This is a genomic window from Nodosilinea sp. AN01ver1, from assembly GCF_050565655.1.
In the GTDB taxonomy this organism is placed as follows: Bacteria; Cyanobacteriota; Cyanobacteriia; order Phormidesmidales; family Phormidesmidaceae; genus Nodosilinea.
On the sequence record NZ_JBNXVS010000053.1, the window covers coordinates 1 to 21,617 of the forward strand.

Annotated in this window: 21 protein-coding genes; 7 read left to right on the plus strand and 14 right to left on the minus strand. The window is 59.3% G+C overall.

Annotated elements, in window-relative coordinates; all coding sequences use genetic code 11:
• Positions 1-103: 103 nt before the first annotated feature.
• Entirely contained in the window at positions 104-499 is a 396-nt protein-coding gene (locus ACQ4N7_RS26025; RefSeq protein ID WP_430714358.1) for an acyl-CoA thioesterase, read from the minus strand.
• A gap of 110 nt (positions 500-609) precedes the next feature.
• Between ACQ4N7_RS26025 and ACQ4N7_RS26030 the strand changes: the two genes are divergently transcribed.
• Positions 610-1,227 (plus strand): TetR/AcrR family transcriptional regulator, encoded by a 618-nt coding sequence (locus tag ACQ4N7_RS26030; RefSeq protein ID WP_430714359.1) that lies wholly within the window; start codon positions 610-612, stop codon positions 1,225-1,227.
• Here ACQ4N7_RS26030 and ACQ4N7_RS26035 read toward each other — a convergent pair.
• The 4 genes from ACQ4N7_RS26035 to ACQ4N7_RS26050 form a co-directional block, all read right to left on the minus strand.
• Entirely contained in the window at positions 1,217-1,816 is a 600-nt protein-coding gene (locus tag ACQ4N7_RS26035; protein ID WP_430714360.1) for a Uma2 family endonuclease, read from the minus strand. The genes ACQ4N7_RS26030 and ACQ4N7_RS26035 overlap by 11 nt on opposite strands.
• Before the next feature lie 32 nt (positions 1,817-1,848).
• Complete coding sequence (gene map / locus ACQ4N7_RS26040) at positions 1,849-2,655, minus strand: type I methionyl aminopeptidase (protein WP_430714361.1); 807 nt, start codon at positions 2,653-2,655, stop codon at positions 1,849-1,851.
• 331 nt (positions 2,656-2,986) lie between these two features.
• On the minus strand, positions 2,987-4,114 hold the full coding sequence (locus ACQ4N7_RS26045; protein WP_430714362.1) for an aldo/keto reductase: 1,128 nt from the start codon (positions 4,112-4,114) through the stop codon (positions 2,987-2,989).
• 127 nt (positions 4,115-4,241) lie between these two features.
• Positions 4,242-4,766, minus strand: coding sequence for a bifunctional nuclease family protein (locus ACQ4N7_RS26050; RefSeq protein WP_106922033.1), 525 nt, complete (start codon positions 4,764-4,766; stop codon positions 4,242-4,244).
• A 305-nt stretch (positions 4,767-5,071) separates the two neighbouring features.
• Between ACQ4N7_RS26050 and ribE the strand changes: the two genes are divergently transcribed.
• Positions 5,072-5,731 carry a riboflavin synthase gene (ribE, locus tag ACQ4N7_RS26055; RefSeq protein WP_430714363.1) on the plus strand — a complete coding sequence of 220 codons (660 nt, stop codon included), beginning with the start codon at positions 5,072-5,074 and terminating at the stop codon, positions 5,729-5,731.
• Between the two features lie 825 nt (positions 5,732-6,556).
• On the opposite strand, the gene ACQ4N7_RS26060 is transcribed toward ribE, so the two are convergent.
• Complete coding sequence (locus ACQ4N7_RS26060; protein WP_430714364.1) at positions 6,557-7,990, minus strand: phospholipid carrier-dependent glycosyltransferase; 1,434 nt, start codon at positions 7,988-7,990, stop codon at positions 6,557-6,559.
• Positions 7,990-8,652 carry a glutathione S-transferase family protein gene (locus ACQ4N7_RS26065; protein ID WP_430714365.1) on the minus strand — a complete coding sequence of 221 codons (663 nt, stop codon included), beginning with the start codon at positions 8,650-8,652 and terminating at the stop codon, positions 7,990-7,992. The genes ACQ4N7_RS26060 and ACQ4N7_RS26065 overlap by 1 nt, the downstream gene beginning before the upstream one ends.
• Before the next feature lie 74 nt (positions 8,653-8,726).
• Here ACQ4N7_RS26065 and hisC point away from each other — a divergent pair, with 74 nt between their 5' ends.
• The 3 genes from hisC to coaE are packed head-to-tail and all read left to right on the plus strand — an operon-like array spanning position 8,727 to position 12,070.
• Positions 8,727-9,785, plus strand: coding sequence for a histidinol-phosphate transaminase (gene hisC / locus ACQ4N7_RS26070; RefSeq protein ID WP_430714366.1), 1,059 nt, complete (start codon positions 8,727-8,729; stop codon positions 9,783-9,785).
• A 6-nt stretch (positions 9,786-9,791) separates the two neighbouring features.
• Positions 9,792-11,480, plus strand: coding sequence for a uroporphyrinogen-III C-methyltransferase (gene cobA / locus ACQ4N7_RS26075; RefSeq protein WP_430714367.1), 1,689 nt, complete (start codon positions 9,792-9,794; stop codon positions 11,478-11,480).
• Positions 11,462-12,070 carry a dephospho-CoA kinase gene (gene coaE / locus ACQ4N7_RS26080; protein ID WP_430714368.1) on the plus strand — a complete coding sequence of 203 codons (609 nt, stop codon included), beginning with the start codon at positions 11,462-11,464 and terminating at the stop codon, positions 12,068-12,070. Before cobA ends, coaE begins: the two co-directional genes overlap by 19 nt.
• On the opposite strand, the gene ACQ4N7_RS26085 is transcribed toward coaE, so the two are convergent.
• The 3 genes from ACQ4N7_RS26085 to ACQ4N7_RS26095 form a co-directional block, all read right to left on the minus strand.
• Positions 12,014-14,095 carry a DNA methyltransferase gene (locus ACQ4N7_RS26085; RefSeq protein WP_430714369.1) on the minus strand — a complete coding sequence of 694 codons (2,082 nt, stop codon included), beginning with the start codon at positions 14,093-14,095 and terminating at the stop codon, positions 12,014-12,016. The two genes, coaE and ACQ4N7_RS26085, sit on opposite strands and share 57 nt — an antisense overlap.
• A 5-nt stretch (positions 14,096-14,100) precedes the next feature.
• Entirely contained in the window at positions 14,101-14,553 is a 453-nt protein-coding gene (locus tag ACQ4N7_RS26090; RefSeq protein WP_106870405.1) for an SRPBCC family protein, read from the minus strand.
• Positions 14,554-14,817: 264 nt separating this feature from the next.
• The gene (locus tag ACQ4N7_RS26095; RefSeq protein ID WP_430714370.1) at positions 14,818-15,768 is read right to left on the minus strand and encodes a class I SAM-dependent methyltransferase; all 951 of its coding nucleotides are present in this window, start codon (positions 15,766-15,768) and stop codon (positions 14,818-14,820) included.
• Positions 15,769-15,887: 119 nt separating this feature from the next.
• On the opposite strand from ACQ4N7_RS26095, the gene ACQ4N7_RS26100 reads away from it, so the two are divergent.
• On the plus strand, positions 15,888-16,673 hold the full coding sequence (locus ACQ4N7_RS26100) for a class I SAM-dependent methyltransferase (RefSeq protein WP_430714371.1): 786 nt from the start codon (positions 15,888-15,890) through the stop codon (positions 16,671-16,673).
• Between the two features lie 75 nt (positions 16,674-16,748).
• Positions 16,749-16,871 carry a hypothetical protein gene (locus ACQ4N7_RS26105; protein ID WP_430714372.1) on the plus strand — a complete coding sequence of 41 codons (123 nt, stop codon included), beginning with the start codon at positions 16,749-16,751 and terminating at the stop codon, positions 16,869-16,871.
• A 263-nt stretch (positions 16,872-17,134) separates the two neighbouring features.
• Here the strand turns inward: ACQ4N7_RS26105 and ACQ4N7_RS26110 are convergent, their stop codons facing one another.
• The 4 genes from ACQ4N7_RS26110 to ACQ4N7_RS26125 all read right to left on the minus strand — a co-directional run bounded on the left by ACQ4N7_RS26110 (position 17,135) and on the right by ACQ4N7_RS26125 (position 21,587).
• Complete coding sequence (locus ACQ4N7_RS26110; protein WP_430714373.1) at positions 17,135-17,947, minus strand: FkbM family methyltransferase; 813 nt, start codon at positions 17,945-17,947, stop codon at positions 17,135-17,137.
• A gap of 265 nt (positions 17,948-18,212) precedes the next feature.
• On the minus strand, positions 18,213-18,872 hold the full coding sequence (locus ACQ4N7_RS26115) for an HAD family hydrolase (RefSeq protein ID WP_430714374.1): 660 nt from the start codon (positions 18,870-18,872) through the stop codon (positions 18,213-18,215).
• 113 nt (positions 18,873-18,985) lie between these two features.
• Complete coding sequence (locus ACQ4N7_RS26120) at positions 18,986-19,738, minus strand: glucose 1-dehydrogenase (protein ID WP_430714375.1); 753 nt, start codon at positions 19,736-19,738, stop codon at positions 18,986-18,988.
• 100 nt (positions 19,739-19,838) lie between these two features.
• On the minus strand, positions 19,839-21,587 hold the full coding sequence (locus tag ACQ4N7_RS26125; RefSeq protein ID WP_430714376.1) for an ABC transporter ATP-binding protein: 1,749 nt from the start codon (positions 21,585-21,587) through the stop codon (positions 19,839-19,841).
• Positions 21,588-21,617: the final 30 nt, after the last annotated feature.

The window sequence follows — 21,617 nt, forward strand, 5'->3', positions numbered from 1 at the left end:
TTTGATTTGGGCTTCTTTGGCAGCATCCATCGCTTCAGGTATCCTTGGCGCAACTACTCAGAGGCTAAAGCTTCTGCCCTTGACCTGCACTAAGCACTCCTACTCATTGCATAACTGGGATGCACCCAAGGCTGAGGCGCTTTGGGCGCATCGTTTTGACATCTACGAACAGGCCCTTCTGCACACCTTCAGCCGCGAGCACCCGATCGCCGTTGTAAAACCGAAACTGCATAATCGCTGAGGCATTGCGCAGCTCCGATAGCCATATTTGGGCCTGCACGCGATCGCCGAGATATAGCGGCAATTTATAGACAATGTTGGTTTCAACCAAGACGGGCGCGATTCCCTGTTTAAGCACCTCGTGAATGGGCATGCCGATCGCTTCTAGCAGCTTAAGGCGGCCAATCTCCATCCAGTGAATGTAGACAGAATTGTTGACGTGCCCGGCAAAATCAATCTGATAGGTATAAACCTCCAGATCGTAGGTCAGTTTTTGCATGGTCTACCCGCCACAGGAGAATGAATCGATCAAAAGTCACCGCTCAGTGACACGGTATCATGGTCACCTGGCGGTGACAAGACTGCAAGAGGCCCCTGAGAGAGGACGTTATGGTGCGCGACAAAGCAGAAACCAAGGCCCGCATTTTGGCTGCCGTCGGCAGGCTGCTGGCCGAATCTGGCTTTAGAAGCCTGGGGGTGAACGCGATCGCCCGCGAGGCTGGGGTCGATAAAGTCTTGATCTATCGCTACTTTGAAGGGTTGCCTCTACTGCTCCAGAGTTTTGCCCAGGCGGGTGACTACTGGCCCACGGTGGAAGAACTGGTCGGGGATGAGTCGGCGGTGAATGCTGAAACCCTGGCCGACTGGATAGCCTATCTGCTGTCAAGATTTTCTGACCAACTGCAGGAGCGGCCCATGACGCAGGAAATTTTGCGCTGGGAACTGCTGGAGGGTAATGAACTGACCCGCGAACTGGCCAACGTGCGCGACAAATTTGCCCTGGACAGCCTGAAATTTTTGGCAGAAAAAGAGTCTTTTCCACCCGACAAAGATATTCCGGCTATTAGCGCGGTTTTAGTAGCGGGGGTGGTCTATTTAATGCTGCGAACCAAGTCTAGCAACACCTTTATGGGCATCGACTTTAGCTCGCCTGCGGGCTGGCAGCGCATTCAGGCGGCCCTCGACGCCATTGTTCAACTCACCGTTGACGGCAACACTAGCAAATAGTGACCAAGGCATCGTCTGAACGTCCAGCAAGGGGCAGCACCACGCCCTCATAAATTTGCTCGATAGGGCAAGAGACTCCAAGGCTATCAAAGGAAACAAGGTCTCCGGTTTGATAGGGGTAATACAGCCACAGCCGCCCTTCACCCCGGCGATAAATCTCCACTGTCATAGCCGTTGAGTCAATCAGCCCGTACTCTTGCAGGCTAGGCAGCGTGCGATATTCCTCGAACTTTTTGCCTCGATCTAATGCCTCGGTGCCAGGAGATAGCACCTCTACAACTAGACGGGGATACTGAATGGCATCCACCGCTTGAATATCGCGTTGATCGCAGCTCACCACGAGGTCAGGATAACGGTAAACGTTAGCCATAATTTTGACCTTGGCATCGGCTACATTGCCCCGACAGCCCCGTTGTCTAAGGTGTGGTCTGAGCAGGGCATAGAGGTTGAGAGCGATGTCGTTGTGGGGCAGCGTTCCCCCCGTCATCGCTACAACTTCGCCGTTGACGTATTCATAGCGCAGCTCTTGGGAAGGTTCCCAGGTCAGATAAGCCTCTACGGCCATTGCAGCATGCTTTGATACGACCATGGCGCTGCCCTAAAAACTGTCTATTTAATCGGCTAGGCCAGCACCTTGGCAGGCGACAGCGTCAGCACATCGACGCCGTCTTTGGTCACGGCTACGGTGTGCTCAAACTGGGCCGAAAGGGAGCGATCGACCGTAATCGCCGTCCAGCCGTCCACCAATATTTCGGCCTCGTAGCTGCCGATATTGATCATCGGCTCGATGGTAAACACCATGCCGGGGCGCAGCTTTTTGCCCTTGCCCTTTTCGCCATAGTGAGGAATCTGCGGCGCAGCGTGGAAAATGCGGTGTACCCCGTGGCCGACGAAGTCGCGCACTACCGAGAAGCCTTCGCCCTCGGCGTATTCTTGAATGGCGGCTCCGATATCGCCCACTCGGGCACCGGGTTTAACGGCGCGAATGCCGCGCCACATGGCTTCTTCGGTGACTTCGACCAGGCGGCGAGCGATGGGGGAGGGCTCACCCACTAAAAAGGTGCGGCTGGTGTCGCCGTGGTAGCCATCGAGAATGGGGGTGACATCAATATTGATGATGTCGCCGTCGCGCAGCACATCTTCGCCGTTGGGAATGCCGTGGCAGATGACTTCGTTGATGCTGGTGCAGATGGAGCGGGGAAAGGGCATGACGGTGCCTGCGTAGCCCAGGGGAGCGCTCTTGGCACCGTGTTTTTGGGTCCAGGCTTCAGCAATATCGTTGAGTTCTTGGGTGCTGACGCCGGGCTTGACGTAGGGCGTCAGGTAGTCGAGGAGCTGGGCGGCAAGCTGACAGGCTTTGCGCATTTTCTCTAGCTCGCGGCTAGAGAGTAGAGTGATGACTTCGGAGGGTTGCTTTTGTTCTTCCACGGTGTCTTTGGCCCAAGTGAATGGCTAGGAGGTGAATGGCTGGGGGGTGAATGCCCTGGCTATAGGGTAGGCATTTTCTCGGCGGTAGGAACATTGAGGGTCTAAACCGACCGCTCCTGCCCAGCAGCAATTCCCTGGGTAATGCCAAAAATGCCACTCCGCTAGTATAGCAACCGACGTTCTACTGCTCGTGGTTTGCCAAGGGCTTGCGCATTTTAATGCAGGCGATTTCTTGACCAGAGGATAGGCGATGCACCCCCCGCTCAATGATATCGAAGCCCTGTTTACAATAAAAACCCTCCGCACCCTAAGCATCAAGCTTGACGCTGCTCTAGTCGCCCCAGAGGCGACGGCGGGCAGGACCTTGCAGGCGATCGTGAGTGTCGCGCAAAAGGGCAGGAATATCGAGCTTTTCGGGGCAGCGGGGCAGGCAGTCGCCGCAGTCGGTGCAGCGGTTGGCCTTGCGGCCCGGGAACCAGTGGCCCGCGTTCTCAAACATGCGGTAGCGGTACTCACCAAAGGGCTGCATGTCGTAGGCCACCGTCAGGTTCCGCAGCCGCAGCACTTCGGGAATGTGGATAGCTTCGGGGCAGGGCAGGCAGGCGTAGCACTGAGCGCAGCGATCGCTCCCCAGTGCCGTCATCTCCTGCGCCGAGAGCCGTTCCAGGGCGGCGAGTTCGGCGGCGGTGAGGGGCTGGGTGCGATCGCCCAGCGTTGCTAACGGGTCAAGTTCTTGGGGAATGGCGGGGCCGGTGCTGAGGGTAGTAATGCGCGGGTCGGCCAGCAGCCAGCGGTAGGTGAGTTCCAGCGGGGTAAACGGGGCGCAGAGATCCTTCAAACGTGGGGGCGGACTGTAGAGCATGCCGCCCTTGTCGCCGGGGGAGATGATGAAAATGCCCATGTCTCGCTCAAGGGCCAGGTCGAGTACCGGGGCGTGGCGCTGAAAGAAATAGTAGTAGTGCAGGTTGACGAAGTCGAACTGGTCGGAGGCGATCGCCCCCTCGATCACCTCCCGGCTGCCGTGGGTCGAAAACCCTACATGGCCAATCTTTCCCTCAGCCTGAAACCGCCGCACCGCCGCCATACAACCCTTGGGATCGCTCACCCAGGCCAAATGCTCGGAGGTGTTCACCCCGTGGATGGCAAGACAATGGAGGCGGGTCAGCCCCAGCCGTTCTAAGGACTCCTCAAGGCGCTGGGCCATCGCGGCGGCATCGGGCTGGGGCGGAATTTTGGTGGTAATCACCAGGTTGTTCGGCACCGTTGCCGTCTTGAGAAACTGCCCCAGCCAGCGCTCGCTGGTGCCGTAGCCCTGGGCCGTTTCGATGTGGTTGATGCCCAGCGCCAGCCCGGCACTGAGGGTATCGCAGAAGATTGCCTCAGACTCCAGGGCGCGCATGGTGCCAAGGGAGAGCACCGAAAGCTGGAGATTCGTGCGGCCAAACCGGCGGTAGTCCATAGCAAGAGCACAATCTGTCCAAACCGTAACTCCTTAGGGGTTAGTCTTGGAGATGATTGGCATCTCTGGGCTATGGGAACCCATCCACCCCCTGCCCATCCACCCGTCTACGACCTCGGTCGTGCCCCTAGGAATCAGAACTCTCCAGGGTGTCGTTGCTGGTAGACGACTTGCCCCGGTGGCTAAAGTCAGAGGGGTTAATGTTGGCCAAAAACGCCTGAAACGCCTTCTTTTCGGCCTCGTCGGCATCGGTGTCGACGGGGATAGAGGCCTCGGCGATCACTTCTTCCATGACCCAGATGGGGGCATCGAGGCGCAGGGCGATCGCGATCGCGTCGCTGGGGCGCGAGTCTAGCTCGCGGCGAATTTCGCCCTTGGAGAGGGTGAGCAGGGCGTAGTAGGTGTTGTCTTGCAGTGAGTGAATCACAACTCGCTCCAGGGTCATATCCCACTCGTCGAGCAGGTTGACAAACAGGTCGTGGGTGAGGGGACGGGGGGCGGGCTGGTTTTCGAGGACTGCGATAATGGAGTTGGCCTGCTCACGGCTGATATAAATCGGTACCTGGCGGCGATCGGTGGTGTCCCTGAGCAAAATCACCGGAGTTCGCGACATCGCATCTAGGGCAATCCCGGCGACTCTCATTTCAATCATTGGCTTGGCCTCTTGGATCCGTTGACTGGCGTGCTCTAGCGGTGTTGTCAGCCTGGACGCGATACCCTTACCAGTGTACCGGGCCGATTGCGTGCCGGGCTATTAGCGGCATTCGACAGGAGCGAAAAGGAGCAATCTTAAAGCAGCTATTGATTTGGCGGTGCTCGTCTAGTCTATCTAAAGCTTAGCTATTGGCCGATTGAATCTGGGATACGCTAAAGAAAAAAATTATTGCTTTAAGTATGCCCCGATCGCGCCCCAGGTAATCCGCAATTTGCCTAAGAATTTCCTTAAAGGTTACGGCCATGTTTACCGGATTGATTCAAGCGCAGGGCACGCTCTTTCACAAGGGCGACACCCAGGCCTATATTCGCTGGGAACCCGCGACCCTGCCCCCGGCGCTGACCGACGTAGAGCTGGGCGACAGCATTGCCGTAGACGGCATCTGCCTGACGGTGGAGACGATTTTAGCCGATGGCTTTGTGGCAGCGGTTTCGCCCGAAACCCTCGATCGCACCAGTTTAGGACGGCTGCCGGAGGGTAGCCGGGTCAACCTGGAGTCGTCGCTGCGGGTGGGCAGCAAAATTGGCGGCCACTTTGTCACTGGCCACATCGACGGGCAGGGGCACCTAGAGGCGGCGGTTGCCACCGAAGATTCGTGGAAGCTGAGCTTTACCGTAGGCGATCGCCGGGTGGCCCGCTACATCGTGCCCAAGGGCAGCATTGCGGTGAATGGCATCAGCCTGACGGTGGCCGACTGTAGCCCCAGCGGCAACTGGTTCGCCGTCGCTGTAATCCCCGTGACCTACCGCGAAACGACGCTGCAATACCTGCGCCCCGGCCAGGCCGTGAACCTGGAGGGCGACGTGCTGGGCAAGTACGTGGAGAAGTTTATGGGGGGCAGTGAGGATGCCCCAGCCGGGAACAGCGTTTCTTTAGAATTTTTGGCGGAACACGGGTATTGATCGCTATCAGACTCCAATTTAATTCTCCGCAGTTATATTCTTGGGGTAGTTTTTGAACAGCAACGGTGGAATGCGGGTTTCAGCTCTCTTCTATGGCGGTCTATTCAACTTGTTCACGGCTAAGGGGAGCACTCCTGACTCGAGCATGCGATCGCACGTCGTTACCTGTTGCAGTTCGGTGGCGGCGTTGTTCACGGTAGGATAGCGCCAAGAACAATAGACTAAGATGGAGCTATTCAACCGCCAGGTGTGGCTTAATTTTTTAGCGCTGTTGCCAGGTACAGGGCTTACGGTACTAACCATTGCCGTTGCGTTTCTTCGGTTCTATGACGAACAAGACTTCCGCCTCCTCGAACTCGTTGCCCAGCCTCGAGAATGGAGCAACCGACTCACCGTGGCAGCCCTCCTGGTGGCGTTGGTTAATTTCGGCGTTGAGTGGGACCGTCGAAATCGAGAGACAAGCCGCTTTAGACGAGCAGAGGCACGCGCAGAAGATGAGCGAGTTTAGAGCGTACAACGAAGAGCTGAGGACCAAGAACAGGCGACTCGCCGAGCTGCAATCGAAACTGAACGAGATCTTGCACTCCTGAGCTTCCTAGCAGACCCCTCTGATGGAAATCGGCAGCGTCTGACTCAGGTGTTAGCGGTCCTCAATGACTATCGCGACACCTTAGATTGATAAGTTTGTTACACAATTTGGGTAAGAGGTGAATACGATTTATCTTTCTCCGGCTGAAGACGGGTAAAACATGGGTGGCCCGACTTTGGCGACTGTGGTGAGCTAAGCGGCGACCCGCTTACCATTGGTATTGACGACAAAGCTGATTAAATCCACCCTGGCAGCAGCCAGCGCTGCTGGAGCGATGCGGGCGAGAGGGGCAAACCCAGATAGAGCGGCAGCCAGAACCAGAAGCTGAGGGCGATCGCGCCCAGCAGCAGCAGGGCCAGGGGGCGATCGCGAGGGTTCTGCCACCACTGGGCCATCAGCCAGGCCAGTCCCAGGGCGCTGAAGGCCACCATTCCCATAGCGTGGTAGAGAAACGTGCAGCGGCTGACCAGCGCCCAGGGCAGCCAGTTGGCCAGGTAGTTGAGCAGAATAAACGGCACCACGGCATGGGGTGGTAGGGGCGCGGCATGCTGCGCCCCTACAGGGAGCCGTCGGGCTAGCCAGGCCAGGGTCAGGGCCAGCACCGCCGCCGTAGAGAGCCACCACAGCACCGGGTTGCCCATCGCGTGGATCGTGGTGGCGATCGCCGTTGCCCCCTGCCCAGAGCGCTCAAAAAAGTAGGCCACCGGACGCGCCATGATCGGCCAGCTATACCAGGGCGAACAGTAGTCGTGGCTCGCATTGGCCGCGATCGATTGGTGAGTAGACCAGAGTTGACGGTGAATTCCTAACAACGATTCGCCCGTTAACGCTAAATGGGGCAGCCACAACAGTAGGTAGGTCACCATGGGAATTACGCCCAGATACGCCACTCTTTTGCGCCAGGGATTGTCCCACCCTGCGGGAAGCAAGCTACATGCCCAGCCCCTTCTCCTGAGGGGAGAAGGGGAGCTAGAAAGGTCTTCAAAGTCCCTCTCCCTCAGGGAGCGGGATTTAGGGTGAGGGGCTTCCCCATCGCTGATGAGAACGTCCCACAGCAGCAGGCCCAGCCAGAACCCGGCCCAGTTCCACTTCACGTTGATAGCGGCCCCCAGGGCGATCGACGCCAGCCAGCGCCAGCGTGAGGGATGCTGCGATCGCCCCGCCCTGATCCAGGCCCACTGGCCCAACAGCCCCAGCGCCAGCCCGTAGATATTGATCAGCGCCAGGCGCGATTCCACCAGGGTCAGCCCTTCCGTTGTCATCAGCAACCCCGCCAGCAGGGCGAAGGTGCGCCGCCGCTGGGGGCTATAGCCCTCACTCAGCGCCAAGGCCAGAGCCGCTAACAAGACCGGAATCGACGCGCCTACCAGGGCGTTGAGCCAGCGGTAGGCCAGCGGACTAACCAGCAGACCGTCTACTTCTAGCTGGGGCCAGTCTAGCCAGGCGGCGGGCCACTGCCCCAGCCATAGACCCAGGGCAATCAGGTATTTCGCCAGAGGCGGGTGGGCGTCGAAGCTGGGCGTGCCTTGCAGGTAGTTGAGGGCAAAGGGGACGTAGTAAACCTCGTCGAAAACCAGGGCAGTAGGGTCGCCCAGGTGCCAAAGGCGCAGCGTTAGGGCGATCGCCCCGATGCCCAGCATCCCCCACCCCAGAGGAACGACCCGTCTCACTACTGCCCCTGGGCGGCCATGCGCTGCTGCATGCGATCGCGAAACGCAGCCAGCTCCTCTTGGGTGGGCTGGGTGGTCTGCCAGGCGGGGCGCTCCATCAGGCGATGGGTCCAGGCTTGCAGGGTGGGGTATTCGGCCATCGGCAGCCCTAGCTGCTCAAACCAGGGGGCAAAGGTGCCCGCCACCACATCGGCCAGGGTGAGCTGGTCGCCGCAGAAAAAGGGGCCTTCTCCCAGTTTGTCGGCGTAGAACTTGAGCACGACCTCGGATTTTTGCTTGGCCTGGGCGATCGCCTCTTCTGGGTCCTGGCCAAAGCCCATCATTTTTTTGATTAGCGGGTTGATGGCGGGCACCAGCTCATTCACCGTTACCAGTTCGACCATGCGCAGCTTGGCGATCGCCTCGGGGGTGGTCGCCAGCAGCGAGGGCGTGGGGTACTTGGCCTCCAGATAGTCCAAGATGGCGAAGGATTCGATCACGCTAAAGCCATCGTCGACCAGCACCGGAATGTGGTGGAAGGGGTTGAGCGCCAAAAATTCGGGCTGAAACTGGTCACCGCTGAGGGTGACAACACGGGCGTCAAAGGACAAATTTTTCTCCAGCAGCGCCACCCAAACCCGGCGAGAGTTGATCGACAGCGGGGTATGGTAAAAGGTCAGCATGGTTCAACGGCCTCGAACTATAGATTCCTGTGCTCTAGCATTTCACAGGCGCGACCTATCATCTACTACCTGCAATGAGTTACGTTCGTCCCAATATTGACGCCATGGCTGGCTACGTGCCTGGCGAACAGCCCCGCCCCGGCTCAGGTATTATCAAGCTCAACTCTAACGAAAATCCCTACCCGCCGTCGCCCAACGTCATTAAGGCGCTGCGACAGGTTGAGCCTGAGCTGCTCCGGCGCTATCCCGACCCGTTTGCCCGTAGTTTTTGCCAGGCTGTTAGCGAGGTTCTGGGCGTACCCGCCGACTGGATCATTGTTGGCAACGGCAGCGACGACCTGCTAAATCTGCTGGTGCGTGCCTGTGCCGACGACGCAGCCCGACCGATTGTCTACCCCATGCCGACCTACGTGCTGTACCGCACCCTGGCGGCACTGCAGCCCGCTACCGTGGTCGAGGTTCCCTATCCCGACGACTTTCGGTTTCCGCTAAAAGAATTGGTGGCGGCCCAGGGGGCAATTACATTCATCGCGTCGCCCAATAGCCCTTCGGGGCATGTGGTGCCGCTGAGCGACCTGCGGACACTGGCGCAGCAGGCTGCAGGTTTGGTCGTGGTAGATGAGGCCTACGTGGATTTTGCCGAGGGCTCGGCGCTGGCGCTGGTGCAGGAGTTCGACAACGTGGTGGTGCTGCGTACCCTCTCAAAGGGCTATGGGCTGGCGGGGCTACGGCTGGGGTTTGGTATTGCCAAGCCAGCGCTACTGGCTGAGCTATTTAAGGTGAAAGATAGCTACAACGTGGATGCGATCGCGATCGCCCTGGGAACAGCGGCCATGCGAGACCAGGCTTACAAAAACGCTTGCATAGCCAAAATCAAAGCCTCGCGATCGGCATTGACCCAAGCACTGCGGCAGCTAGGGTTTACCGTACTCGATTCCCACGGCAACTTTGTGTTAGCCACACCGCCCCAGGGCAATGCGGAGCAGCTGTATCTGGCCCTAAAAGAGCAGGGCATTTTGGTACGCTACTTCAAACAACCCCGCCTAGACGACAAGCTGCGAATTTCGGTCGGCACCGAGGAGCAAAATCAAGCCCTGATCGCTGCGATCGCCCGTTTAACTTCTGCTTCCTAATTAGTCATGACTCAGCCAGGGACAGTTTACATCGTAGGGGCCGGGCCGGGGGCCATCGACTACCTCACGGTGCGGGGGTACGCGCTGTTGCAGCAGGCCGAGTGCCTGGTGTACGACGCGCTAGTGGATGAGGCATTGTTGAACCTGCTGCCGAAGGAGTGCGATCGCATTGACATGGGCAAACGCGGCGGCCAGCCCAGCCCGGCCCAGGCCGAGATCAATCATCTCCTGGTTAAGCTTTCCCAGTCCGGCCACTCGGTAGTGCGGCTCAAAAGCGGCGACCCCTTTATCTTTGGCCGCACTGCTGCCGAAATCCAGGCTCTGCGGGAAGCGGGCTGCCCGGTGGAGGTCGTACCCGGCGTTTCGTCGGCGCTGGCGGCCCCATTGCTGGCGGGCATTCCCCTCACCGACCCGGTGTGGAGCCACGGCTTTGGCGTGGTTACCGCCCACAACCCAGACCTGCTCGACTGGCCCACCCTGGCCCGGCTGCACACCCTGGTGGTACTGATGGGCAGCCGCCATCTCGAAGAGATCATCCAGCGGCTGCGCCAAAACGGCTGCCGAGGCGACATGCCCGTGGCGATCATTCGCTGGGGCGGCCAACCTCAGCAGCAGGTGTGGGAAGGCACGCTGCTCACCATTCGCCAGGTGACGCGGGGAGAGACGCTGTCGCCCTGCGTGATTGTGTTTGGGGAGGTGGTGCGGCTGCGGCGGTATTTGGGGGGTGGAGAAATTCAAAATTTCTCCTCTGGAGACGCTACGCGTAGGCATAGCCAGTCCAAGGGACTTACAAAATTCAAAACTCAAAATTCTGGAGAGATCCCCGCAGCGGTGCATTGCTTCGCGAATGCACCCTACGCGCCCTCTCACCCTTTCACCCCCTCACCTCCTCACTCTCCCATCTCCTCACCCTCTCTTTTCGGCAAGACCATCCTCATCACTCGCGCTGCGGAGCAATCGAGCGCCTTTGCCGATCTGCTGAGCGATCAGGGGGCAACCGTGGTCGATTTTCCGGCGCTGGAGATTCGATCGCCGTCGAGCTGGGTCGGGCTGGATGGGGCGATCGCAGCTCTCCCTACCTTTCACTGGCTGATTCTCTCCTCGGCCAATGCGGTAAATTTCTTTATCGATCGCCTGCTCGATCAGGGCCAGGATTTGCGCGCCCTGAGTGGGCTCAAGATTGCTGTGGTGGGGCGCAAAACAGCGGCGGTGTTGAAAAGGCGAGGGCTGGTGCCCGACTTCGTGCCGCCCGATTTTGTGGCCGACTCGATGGTGAAGCACTTTCCTGAATCGGTGGCGGGACGGCGGCTGCTGTTTCCCCGCGTGGAGAGCGGCGGTAGAGACGTGCTGGTGCAGGAGTTCACCGCTGCCGGGGCTGAGGTAGTGGAGGTGGCGGCCTACGAGTCGGGCTGTCCAGAGGCTCCGGATCCAAATGCACTCAAGGCACTTCAGCGGGGCCGGGTCGATGTGATTACCTTTGCCAGTTCCAAAACCGTTGTTCACACCGCGCAACTGCTAGAGCAGGGGCTGGGGGCAGGCTGGCACAGGGTGCTCGACGGGGTGGCGATCGCTTCCATTGGCCCCAAAACCTCAGACACTTGCCAAGAGCTGCTGGGCCGAGTGGATATCGAGCCAGCGGAATATACGCTGGATGGACTGACGGAGGCGATCGCCGCATGGGCCAGAGCATCATAGGGCTGACCGGGGGCATCGCCACCGGCAAATCGACCGTGTCAGACTATCTGGCCCGGCAGCACCGGCTGCCCGTACTCGATGCCGATATCTATGCTCGCCAGGCGGTGGAACCGGGGTCGAGGGGATTGGCGGCGATCGCCGCCCGCTATGGAGACTCGCTGCTGCACTCCGACGGCAGCCTCAACCGAGCCCGCCTGGGAGACATTGTTTTCAACCAGCCCGCTGAGAAAACCTGGCTAGAGCAGCAGATTCACCCGGTGGTGCGCGATCGCTTTCAAGCAGCGATGGCTGAACTGAGCGCGGCTCCCATTGTGGTGCAGGTTATCCCCCTGTTGTTTGAGGCCAACCTGACCGATCAGGTGAGCGAAATCTGGGTCGTCACCTGCCCAGTAGATCGCCAGCGCCAGCGATTGATGGAGCGCAATGGCCTCACCCTGGAGCAGGCCGACGCCCGCATTCACAGCCAGATGCCCCTGGCCGAAAAAGTGGCTCGGGCCGATGTCATCATCGATAATTCTGCCAATTTGCCCGCTCTATTTCGCCACGTGGATGAGGCGTTGCAGAACGTCCCCCAGGGTCGCCGGGGTTAGAGCATGATCGGGTTTGGCGTAGGCGCTGTAGGGGCTGGCCTGGGTCGGCCCCCGGTGGCGCAGCCAGAGGGCACAGAGGGTGGTGCGAGCGGGCACATCGGGCCAAAGCTTTTGATGATTCGACAGGTCGAGGACGGTAGCCAGAGCCGTCTCGCGCTGCAGCCAGTGGCGCAGGGGGGCGCTGTTGCTCTGGGCCCAGAAGGGATCTAGCACCACGGCGCAGCGGCCGCCGGGCCGCAAAAGCTGCATGGTGCGCTCTAGAAACAAGCGCGACCAGTAGAGTCGGCTCTGGCTGCCCTGACTGCTGTGGGGATAGTGCTCAGAGCGGCGCAGGTACTGGCTCAGCCAGGTAAACTGGCCCCGATACTCGGCCCAGCTTTGGGTGAGGTCAGCGTCGATGGTGAGCACCGACTGGCGGTTGTGCAAGAAGGTGGAGGGGGCGACCTGTTTGTGCTCAAACAGCGTGGCGTAGCGCTCGACGAACTCAGCCTGGGTCGCCTCTACCGCGCCGTGGGGAAAGTGGCTGAGCACGATATCAAAGCCGCCCTGGTCGCGCAGGCGGTGGTGAAAGTAAAATCCCCAGTGAAAGGGTTGAGCGGCCTCGATATCGGCTTGGTTGATGGGGCGCGTGGGGCGACGACCAGCCGGGTCGGCAATGCGCAGACCGAGCTGCTGGCTGCACTCGCTCCACAGCAGGTGGGTGAGCTTGCTGTGGGCAATGGTGTTGAGTTCGTCGAGGCGATCGCGCAAAAAGTCGGCCTGGGCGTAGGCCGGTACATTGCCCACCTCGGCCAACAGCTGGGTCTGGCTGCGGTAGTGCTCCAGCCGCACCTGGCGCTCGGCCAGCACCGACTGATAGCTGTCGGCGATCAGCGGCTGGAGTAGATTGCCCTGGAGCGGGGTTTCTGGCTCTGGAGATTTTGCCTTGGCCCCCCGCCTGGGCTGCACCTGGTCAAACCGTTCGTCATCGACCCGCACCAGACCGACTAGCGCATTGCCCTGCAAAATGGTCAGGGTGAGGTCGGGCAGGGTCGTGAGATCGGTTGAGCGGGCGGTGTGCTGCACCCCTGTCAGCCACAGCTGGAGGCGGGTTAGTTCGACCGATGGAGGCCACAGATCGAGACCGTAGAGGGCATGGGTGGTCAGGTGCTGGTAAAGCCCCAGCGTGGGGCTCAGGTCAGACCCGGTCGGGGGCAGTTTGGCCCAGTTGGGTACAGTTTTTGCGGCGTTGATGGTCGCGATCGCCCGCAGCCGCTGGGCCAGTTCCAGCAGCCGATTGAGAGCCGCAACAAGAAATCGACCTGAGCCGCAGGCCGGATCTAGCAGGCTAAGCTGCCCCAGCTCGCTCAAGAGCGCTCCGGCCTCGGCGGGGGAAAGCTCGTCTAGCAGGCGATCGGTAGAGTCAGGCCGATGCCCGAACCGCGCCTCGGCGCGATCGAGCAGGGTGGCGTGGATAGTGCGATCGCACAGCGCCTCCAGCAGCGGTTCGGGCGTTGCCAGCGCGGCTCCACTGTGACCATTGACCGCCTGCTCCAGCACCACCCCTAACTCGGTATCGAGCCCAGTGGGAACCGCCACGACTAAGTCAGCCAGCCAGTTGAGGGCGGGTTCAAAGGCGGCATCGGGCAGAACAATATGGCCCCAGCGCTGGTCTAGCTCCGTGAATCGAAATGGTCCCGTGGGCACAAAAGGCAGCAGCCCAAACCGCTGGGCAAAGGCCGGAGGGCGTTCTTCTATGGGCAGGGTAAAGCCCTGCTGGCACAGGGGTTGCAGCACCTGGATAAAGAACCCATCCCGCTGGCGCTGCTGGCTCTGGCCAAACTGGTTGTGCAGGTACCACTCGTCGCCGCTCAGGTAGCCCCGCTGCTGTAGCGCCGCGATCGCAATCAGGCGGGTGAGCAGCAGCGTAGCGTAGTGACGGCGGGGGTCGCCGGGTAATGCGATCAGGGCATCGGTCAGCGCCTGCCAGCTCTGCTGAAAGCCTAACCCTAGGGCTGGGGTGAGGGGCTGTGCCGTCAGGCCCATAGCGGCTAGGCTGAAGGGGACTGCTTCGCCGCCATAGCGTAGTCGCGAAAGCGGTTGAGATCATCCTGCAGGGTGGCTTCGACCAGGCGGCCCAAAAACAGCCCGTCCATCCACTTAATGACGGCGGGCACCGAGTAAGACACGGTGAGCTTAACGGTGGACTGGCCTTCTTTGCGATCGTAAAAGCGAATCGCTCCCCGGTTGGGCAGGCCGTCGATCGCCTCCCACTGAATGATTTGGTGGGTGACCAGGTTGGTAATTTTGGAGCGCCAGGTAAACTCCAGCCCGCGCGAGGCCAGCTTCCACTCTGAAATTTCGGGGTCGGCGTCAGAGACTTTGACCGAGTCAATCCACTTCATCCAGCGGGGCATCTGCTCCAGGTCAGACCACAGATTCCAGGAGGTTTCTACCGGCACATCGACATCTACCGCTACGCTGTGATCGAGCCATTCACCCATGCCATTCCCCCATGATTTACCCCTACCGTTACTCAGCCTAATGCCGATGGCGAGCTGCGAAGGCCATGGCGAGAGACCGTTGCGATCGCAGCCCCAGTGCCAAGGCCAGGTTCCCTACACCAGCACTGAGCCTATTCTACCCGTATTTCTGCGGACGCACTTTATCCTCAGTTCCTGGCTTAGACAACAACTGTCATGCCGACGCATATCTGGGCTACAGATTCCAGAACAGTAGACAATACATTGAGCACGAGGCTTGCGCCCCTAACGAGCTGACTTGCGGGCAACGAGGGTGCGGTGGCGCGGGTCGCTGGGCACCGTCATTGGCGGTTCAAAGCCCGCTTCAGATAACGCCGTCTCTAAACCAAACGTGTAGTAGTCGTCGCTCCAGGGTTCGGTGCTTTTCATGAGCGTAAACAAAACCGGGGGCAGCGACTGAATAACCGGCGACTGGGGATTGTTATCGACAATGGCCAGCACCCCGCCCGGTCGCAGCACCCGCCAAGCTTCGGCAAAAATTGCCTGGGTGGCGGCGCGGGGCAGCTCGTGAGCGACGAACTGCATCGTCACCACATCAAAGCAGGCCTCGGCAAAGCCGGTCGATTCTGCCGCTGCGTGCACCCACTGGGCAATTTCGCCCTGGGTATCCTGCGCCTGGGCTACCGCCAGCATGTAGGGCGATAGGTCGAGGCCGACGGTGCGCACCGGATTTCTCTGAGCGTAGTGGCGGTGCAGGCTGAGGGTGGAGATGCCCACCGAACAGCCCAAATCGAGAATGTCGTGCACCTGAGCGGGGCCGTGCTGGTCGAGCACGGTGAGAAAGCTCTGCCGCAGTCGGGCCTGGGCCTCCTGCCAGGAGAGATCGTCCTGGGGCCAAACTCTCAGGGCCATGGCGTAAGTAGCGGGGGCGGCCTCAAAGGCGGCCTGCCAGCACAGGTTGCCCTCGCTGTAGGCATGAAAGGGCACTTGGTAATAGTCGGGATAGACCACGGTGGGGTTGGTCAGCGCCTCCAGCCGCTGGCGCATTTCAGGCGTATCGAGTTCGGCGCAGGTCTGCCGCCAGGGCACGCCGTTTTTCTCAGCGGTCTTGATCAGCACCTGGCGGGCCTGGCGTTTCATCAGCGCGTAGAGGGCGGGCGTGTGAATGGCGCGGTTGACGAGCCGTGAGAGCAGATCGTCGCCAGCCCAGTCGGGCTTGAGTTTGGTCGTGGTCATGCAGAGACTGTCGAGGTTTAGACTAATGTACCGGATTTACGGGGTGGCCCGGTATGGCCCTGTACTGAGACCAGGCCGGGTTAGGATATCGAGATAGCGAGAGCGATGAGATGACTTAAATGACCCCCAACGTGCTGCCGCTGCATACACTGAACCCTGTGGGGCGATTTTCTGACCGCGCCCAGGACTATGCTCGCTATCGGCCCCGGTATCCCGACGAGGCGATCGCCGCTATTTTGGCCGACCTGGGTGACCCGCGATCGCTGGTGATTGCCGATGTTGGGGCTGGCACCGGCATTTCGAGCCGTCTGCTGGGCGACCTGGGCCCCAGGGTGATCGCCGTAGAGCCCAACGCCGCCATGCGCGAGGCTGCTGCGCCGCATCCCCAGGTGAGCTTTCAGGTTGGCACCGCTGAGCAGACGGGGCTAGCGGATGGCTCGATTCATATTGTGACTTGCTGCCAATCGTTTCACTGGTTTAACGCTCCGCTTGCCCTGGCCGAGTTTAACCGCATTTTGTGCCCCAATGGGCGAGTCGCCCTGCTGTGGAACGACTGGAACTTAAGCGACCCCTGCACCGGAGCCTATCGTCAAATTATTAAGGCAGCGGCGACTCGCACCATTAACCATAGCGATCACAGTCCATCGATTAAGGCGATCGAGCGGCACGCTGGGTTTTCGCCCGTGCGCCATTTTAGCTTTGCCTACGGGCAGACCCTGACGCTGCCTGAGGTGGTGGGGCGATCGCTGAGCTCGTCCTACATTCCCAAAGAAGGCAGGGCCCACGTGCAGTTTTCAGATACCATTGCCGCCTGGCACAAGACCTGGGCCACAGCCGACGGCACGGTCAATTTGAAGTACGTTACCAACCTCTACCTGAGCGAAGAAACAAATGGCGACAGGTAAGCTACAGGGGAGATTTTTTAAGTAGTTTCAATCCGTAAACAAAAGTAATCTCCACATTAATTTATATTGAAAACTATGGGTGCTGAAACTATCACACTCACAGTTTCGCAAGATATGCTAGCTGCTCTTAAAATGGGAGCAACCGATTTAGGACAGCGCATTCGCCAGCTTGCGCTGATGCAAAATGTGGTTAAGTAATTGGTGATTCCAACTGCTGTTGCTGAAGAGTTAGCCGATTACCAGGGTACGCCTTCAGGTCAAATTAACTTACACCAAATCCTGTCTGTATACCCCCGGATTGTAGGGGCATTGCAGTGCAATGCTCCCTATGAGATCTCAATTTCGAATCTGGGTTGTGTGACTCGGATTTAGTATTAGCCCAAAAAACCTGGATTTGTGTCGGTGAGAGTGCCGCGGAACGTGAGATACATTCAGGTGCATTGATGGTTGCGCTGCCGCCCTCAGTCTGGGAGAGTAGCGCGCCATTCAACAAGCTTGTGAGTCGGGTCATTTTGGGGGGTGCACAGATACCCAAGTGACTCCAAAAAGATCTGAGCTTGATCCAGATCAATGCCTAACGCCTGCATTCTGGGTTTATTTTGCTCGTAAAAGATTTCCTTGATCTGCTTTTTCCCCAGCATTGTTTGACAGCCTAGTAGTGCCCAAGTATCAGCTCCCTCAATGTCAATCTTGAGTAGGTCAATGGAGCGTTCGCCAGTCAGGACCTGATCAACTCTTACTACCTCTACCTCAATACTGTTTGGGTTGTCGGCAAGGGTAAACCCACCCCACCCAGTTTGGGTTTCAGGGCCGACGGCAAAGTTGAGAATGCCTGCTTCAGCTCCGGCAGCGAGGGAAAACAGCGTGATTTGTTTATCTAAGCCATTGTGGGCGATGTTGTGCCGCAAATACTTAAGGGGTATCGGTGAGGCCTCAAAAGCAATGCAGTGGTTATCGGGCCTGCCCGCTGCCCACAGACACGAAAAATAACCCATATTAGCTCCAATATCGATCATTGTGCCGCCCCGCTTAGACAGTTCTACAATGCGGCGAGTCAACGGCAATTCATAAAAACCTGTGTAGGCAATTTGACTAGAAATATGGTCGCTGGGCAAGAGTTTTAACCGCACCTGGGGCGCATAGGCTAAGGGCGCAGCCTCGTATCTATGGGGCTCATGGGCTACCCGATGAGCGTAAATTTTGTACCAGGCAGATAGTCGGAGCCGCTCGGGTAGCAGTTGAAGGAGCAGCGGACGATTCATAGCTTTGTCCATAGGTTGCTTCCGTCGGCGCGATTGGATTGTGAGGGACAGCCTAAGGTTAGCAAGCGGGGCAGGAGCCGCGGCAAAAAGTGTTGCTTTATGTTTAGAAACAGCCAGCCAGAACTGTAGGTTTGGCCCAACTTACCATAGCGGACAAGTACCACAAATTTCCCTCAGCGGGGTTGCCCCAAGCCTTACCGGAGCCTCAAGGAAGTTAATGAAATGAGATTGGCCAATCTGGCTGGCCGTAGTGCGGTTGTTATGACCGTCGGCGACTCTATCCCAGGGGGGAGCGATCGTAGTGGTGGAGCAGGTCGGCGGGATCGTCGTAGATGGCGATCGCGCCTGCCAGATCGCCATCGCTAAAGCCGCCCGATCGCACCGCAATCACCTTTACTCCGGCCTTGCCCGCTGCCTCAATATCGTAGGGGGTGTCGGCCAGCATGACCACGCGATCGGGGGCTAGCTGGGCCTTGTCTAAGGCCGCCTGCACAATATCGGGGGCGGGTTTGGAGTTTTCGGCATCGCTGGAGGTCGTGGTTTCGGTCAGCAAGTCCTCTACGTCGGCGACTTTGAGCATGACGCCTAGCTCGCGATCGCTGGCGGAGGTAGCAACAATGACGTGCAGATCGGCGGCCAGCAGCTTTTCGACCAGCTCCCGTGCTCCGGCGGTGGGTTTGAGCTGCGGGCGATACTTAGTTAAAACCAGTTCTTTGTGCTCGCTGGCGATCGTCTTACCGGGTTCTGCCTCGTCGCTGAGTTCGGCAAATAGGTGGGGCATGAGCTGATCGCCCCCCATCCCCATCAAGGGCCGCACCTGCTCAAACGAGACGTCGTAGCCGTGGTTGGCAAAGGCCTCAACCCAGGCCTGAGCGTGAATATCGTTGCTCAAAACCAGGGTGCCATCAATGTCTAAAACGACGCCGTCGAGGGCCATAGGTATTCCTGCCAAGTTTAGGGTTTTCCTATCCTGGCAGGAAAGCGATGGGTCTACATCTTCCGAGCGATATGTCTGTCAGCTAATGATAGCTAGCGTTCAAGCTGGGTCAGCTACTTTTGAACCGCCGTAAAGCCCCCATCGACCACCAGATTGTGCCCGGTGACAAACGCAGCCCCGTCAGAGCACAGCCAGACCACGGCCTCGGCAATATCGGCGGGGACACCAATGCGCTGTAGCGGAATTCCTGCCGCCACCTGGTCGAGCATTTCGAGCGGTGCTTCGGCCCAGAGGTCGGTTTTGATCGCTCCTGGGCTAACGGTGTTGATGCGAATGCGATCGGCAGAATATTCCGCCGCCGCCGCCCGCGACAGGGCAATCACGCCAGCCTTAGCGGCTCCGTAGGCCCCATACCCAGCCACCCCCAGCAGCGCGCCCTGGGACGATGTATTGACGATCGCTCCGCCGCCCGACTGCTGCATAGCCGGAATTTCGTACTTCATCGACAGCCAAACTGATTTGAGATTGGCATTAATTTCAAAATCCCAGTCGGCTTCTGATAGGTCAGCTAGTTTGCCGGAGGTGCCCGAACCAGCGTTGTTGAAGGCGTAGTCGAGGCGACCGTAGGCGTCGAGGGTTCTTTGAACCATCGCCTCAATATCGGCGGCCTGGGTCACGTCGGCCTGGATAAAGGTGGCGTTGCCCTGGGCTGCTTTGATCTGCTGCACCGTTTCTTCGCCCCTGTCTGAGCGACGGGCGACCACCACCACCGCTGCGCCCGCTTTACCAAAGGCGATCGCGGTGGCCCGACCAATGCCAGAACTGGCCCCGGTTACGATCGCAACTTTGCCAGCCATTGAAGTCATCGATTACGCTCCTGGTTGCCCTAGTGATACCGCTCTAAGGATGTGGCTTAGTCTAGTACAGCCAGTGTTTTAGGGCTGTCGGCCCGATTACCTAAATGACTTATCGCAGCGCTGACTCCAGCTGGTGCTGTTCCCAGAGGTCGCGGTAGAGGCCGGGGCGCTGTACCAGGTCGCGGTGGCGACCCTGCTGCACAATGTGGCCCTTGTCCATCACAAAAATGCGATCGGCGGTGGCGGCGGCAGACATTTGGTGCGAGATAAACAGCACGGTTTTTTGCTGGGTGCCCTCTGACAGCTCCTTGAGAATGGCGGTGGCGGTGCGGTTATCGACGCTGGAGAGGGCGTCGTCGAGCACCAGAATGGGGGCATCGATTACCAGGGCGCGGGCCAGGGCGGTGCGCTGCCGCTGCCCACCCGAGAGGGTAATGCCGCGCTCGCCAACAATAGTGCTGTACTGCTGAGGAAAGTTGGCGATCTCTTCATCCATCTGGGCCTGCTTGGCAGCGTGCTGCACCTCGGGGAACTCCATCATCGGCTCGCCGTAGCGGATGTTGTTTTGGATGCTGGTGCTGAAGAGAAAGCTGTCTTGAGGGACGTAGGCGATCGCCCGTCTCAGGTCCGCCAGCGGCAGCTCGGTGACGTCGTAGCCATCCAGGTAGAGCTGGCCGGGGCCGATGTCGAGCAGGCGGGGCAGGGCGTTGGCCAACGTTGACTTGCCCGAGCCGATCGGGCCTACGATCGCAATTTGCTCGCCCGGCTGAATCTTAAAGCTCACCGCGTTGAGGGCGGGGGTTTTGCTGTCGGGGTAGGCGTAGCTGAGCTGGCGGGCCTCCAGGGTGCCCTGCACCTGCTCCAGCGGCAGGGAAATAGCGCTGGGAGAGGTTTGCACGTCGGGTTTGGCGTCGAGAATTTCTTCGACCCGGTTGATGCTGACCTCGCCGCGCTGGTACGCGGTAATGGTAAAACCGAGCAGCGCCGTGGGGAATACCAGCCGCTCGACGTAGAGCAGCAGAGCGACAAAATCGCCCACGGTTAGCGCTCCGTTGGCGATCGCCCCCGCCCCGGTGGCCAAAATCACCAGCAGGCTAATGCTGGCCAGCCCGCCCAGCAGCGGAAACAGCGTGTTGCGGGTGCGGGCCAGCTTCAGGTTGGCATCGAGCAGGCTGGTGTTGCGGCGGTTAAAGGCCCGCCGCTCGTTGTCTTCCTGGGCGTAGATCTTGATCAGCGAAATGCCGCTCATGTCTTCTTGAATCAGATCGCTGAGGTCTGAGATGCGCTCCTGCACGGCCAGCTGTTGATTGCGCAGGCGATCGCTAAAGCTCTGCACCAGCACCAGCATCAGCGGGTACACAATCAGCGAAATCAGCGTCAGCCGCACGTTGATTGACAGCATCACCGGCACCGTCAGGGCGTAGGCAAACAGGGTGTTGGCCAAACTCAAAATGGCAAAACCCAGCAGGCGGCGAATGTTGTCGACATCGCTGGTGGCGCGGCTGATCAGCTCGCCAGCGGTGTTGCGGCCAAAGTAGGCGGGCTCCATGCGCAGCAGGTGCTCAAAAATGCGCTGCTTGAGGTCAAACTCCACCTGGCGGCCCACCCCAAACAGGGTAATGCGCGACACCATGCGAATCACCCACATCACCGAGGCCAGTATCAGCACCATCAGCACGTAGTACAGGATGCGGTCGAAGCTGAAGGTGACCTGGAGCTCGTCGATGCCGTTGCGAATCAGCAGCGGAATCCAGACTCCCAACAGGTTGACGATAAATAAGGCAGCCACGCCCAGGGCCGCCTTGTGCCAGTGGGGCCGCAGGTAGGTGCCCAGTTTTTGTAGCTGCGATCGCGCCATAATCTCTGCCCTAATTGCCCCCCTATCCTA

Excerpts from the sequence above, each read along its gene's own strand:
- ACQ4N7_RS26025 (WP_430714358.1), bottom strand. The coding sequence starts at position 499 with ATGCAAAAACTGACCTACGATCTGGAGGTTTATACCTATCAGATTGAT.
- ACQ4N7_RS26030 (WP_430714359.1), top strand. The coding sequence starts at position 610 with ATGGTGCGCGACAAAGCAGAAACCAAGGCCCGCATTTTGGCTGCCGTC.
- ACQ4N7_RS26035 (WP_430714360.1), bottom strand. The coding sequence starts at position 1,816 with ATGGTCGTATCAAAGCATGCTGCAATGGCCGTAGAGGCTTATCTGACC.
- ACQ4N7_RS26045 (WP_430714362.1), bottom strand. The coding sequence starts at position 4,114 with ATGGACTACCGCCGGTTTGGCCGCACGAATCTCCAGCTTTCGGTGCTC.
- ACQ4N7_RS26050 (WP_106922033.1), bottom strand. The coding sequence starts at position 4,766 with ATGATTGAAATGAGAGTCGCCGGGATTGCCCTAGATGCGATGTCGCGA.
- ribE (WP_430714363.1), top strand. The coding sequence starts at position 5,072 with ATGTTTACCGGATTGATTCAAGCGCAGGGCACGCTCTTTCACAAGGGC.
- ACQ4N7_RS26065 (WP_430714365.1), bottom strand. The coding sequence starts at position 8,652 with ATGCTGACCTTTTACCATACCCCGCTGTCGATCAACTCTCGCCGGGTT.
- hisC (WP_430714366.1), top strand. The coding sequence starts at position 8,727 with ATGAGTTACGTTCGTCCCAATATTGACGCCATGGCTGGCTACGTGCCT.
- cobA (WP_430714367.1), top strand. The coding sequence starts at position 9,792 with ATGACTCAGCCAGGGACAGTTTACATCGTAGGGGCCGGGCCGGGGGCC.
- coaE (WP_430714368.1), top strand. The coding sequence starts at position 11,462 with ATGGGCCAGAGCATCATAGGGCTGACCGGGGGCATCGCCACCGGCAAA.
- ACQ4N7_RS26085 (WP_430714369.1), bottom strand. The coding sequence starts at position 14,095 with ATGGGCCTGACGGCACAGCCCCTCACCCCAGCCCTAGGGTTAGGCTTT.
- ACQ4N7_RS26090 (WP_106870405.1), bottom strand. The coding sequence starts at position 14,553 with ATGGGTGAATGGCTCGATCACAGCGTAGCGGTAGATGTCGATGTGCCG.
- ACQ4N7_RS26095 (WP_430714370.1), bottom strand. The coding sequence starts at position 15,768 with ATGACCACGACCAAACTCAAGCCCGACTGGGCTGGCGACGATCTGCTC.
- ACQ4N7_RS26100 (WP_430714371.1), top strand. The coding sequence starts at position 15,888 with ATGACCCCCAACGTGCTGCCGCTGCATACACTGAACCCTGTGGGGCGA.
- ACQ4N7_RS26105 (WP_430714372.1), top strand. The coding sequence starts at position 16,749 with ATGGGTGCTGAAACTATCACACTCACAGTTTCGCAAGATATGCTAGCT.
- ACQ4N7_RS26110 (WP_430714373.1), bottom strand. The coding sequence starts at position 17,947 with ATGGACAAAGCTATGAATCGTCCGCTGCTCCTTCAACTGCTACCCGAG.
- ACQ4N7_RS26115 (WP_430714374.1), bottom strand. The coding sequence starts at position 18,872 with ATGGCCCTCGACGGCGTCGTTTTAGACATTGATGGCACCCTGGTTTTG.
- ACQ4N7_RS26120 (WP_430714375.1), bottom strand. The coding sequence starts at position 19,738 with ATGACTTCAATGGCTGGCAAAGTTGCGATCGTAACCGGGGCCAGTTCT.
- ACQ4N7_RS26125 (WP_430714376.1), bottom strand. The coding sequence starts at position 21,587 with ATGGCGCGATCGCAGCTACAAAAACTGGGCACCTACCTGCGGCCCCAC.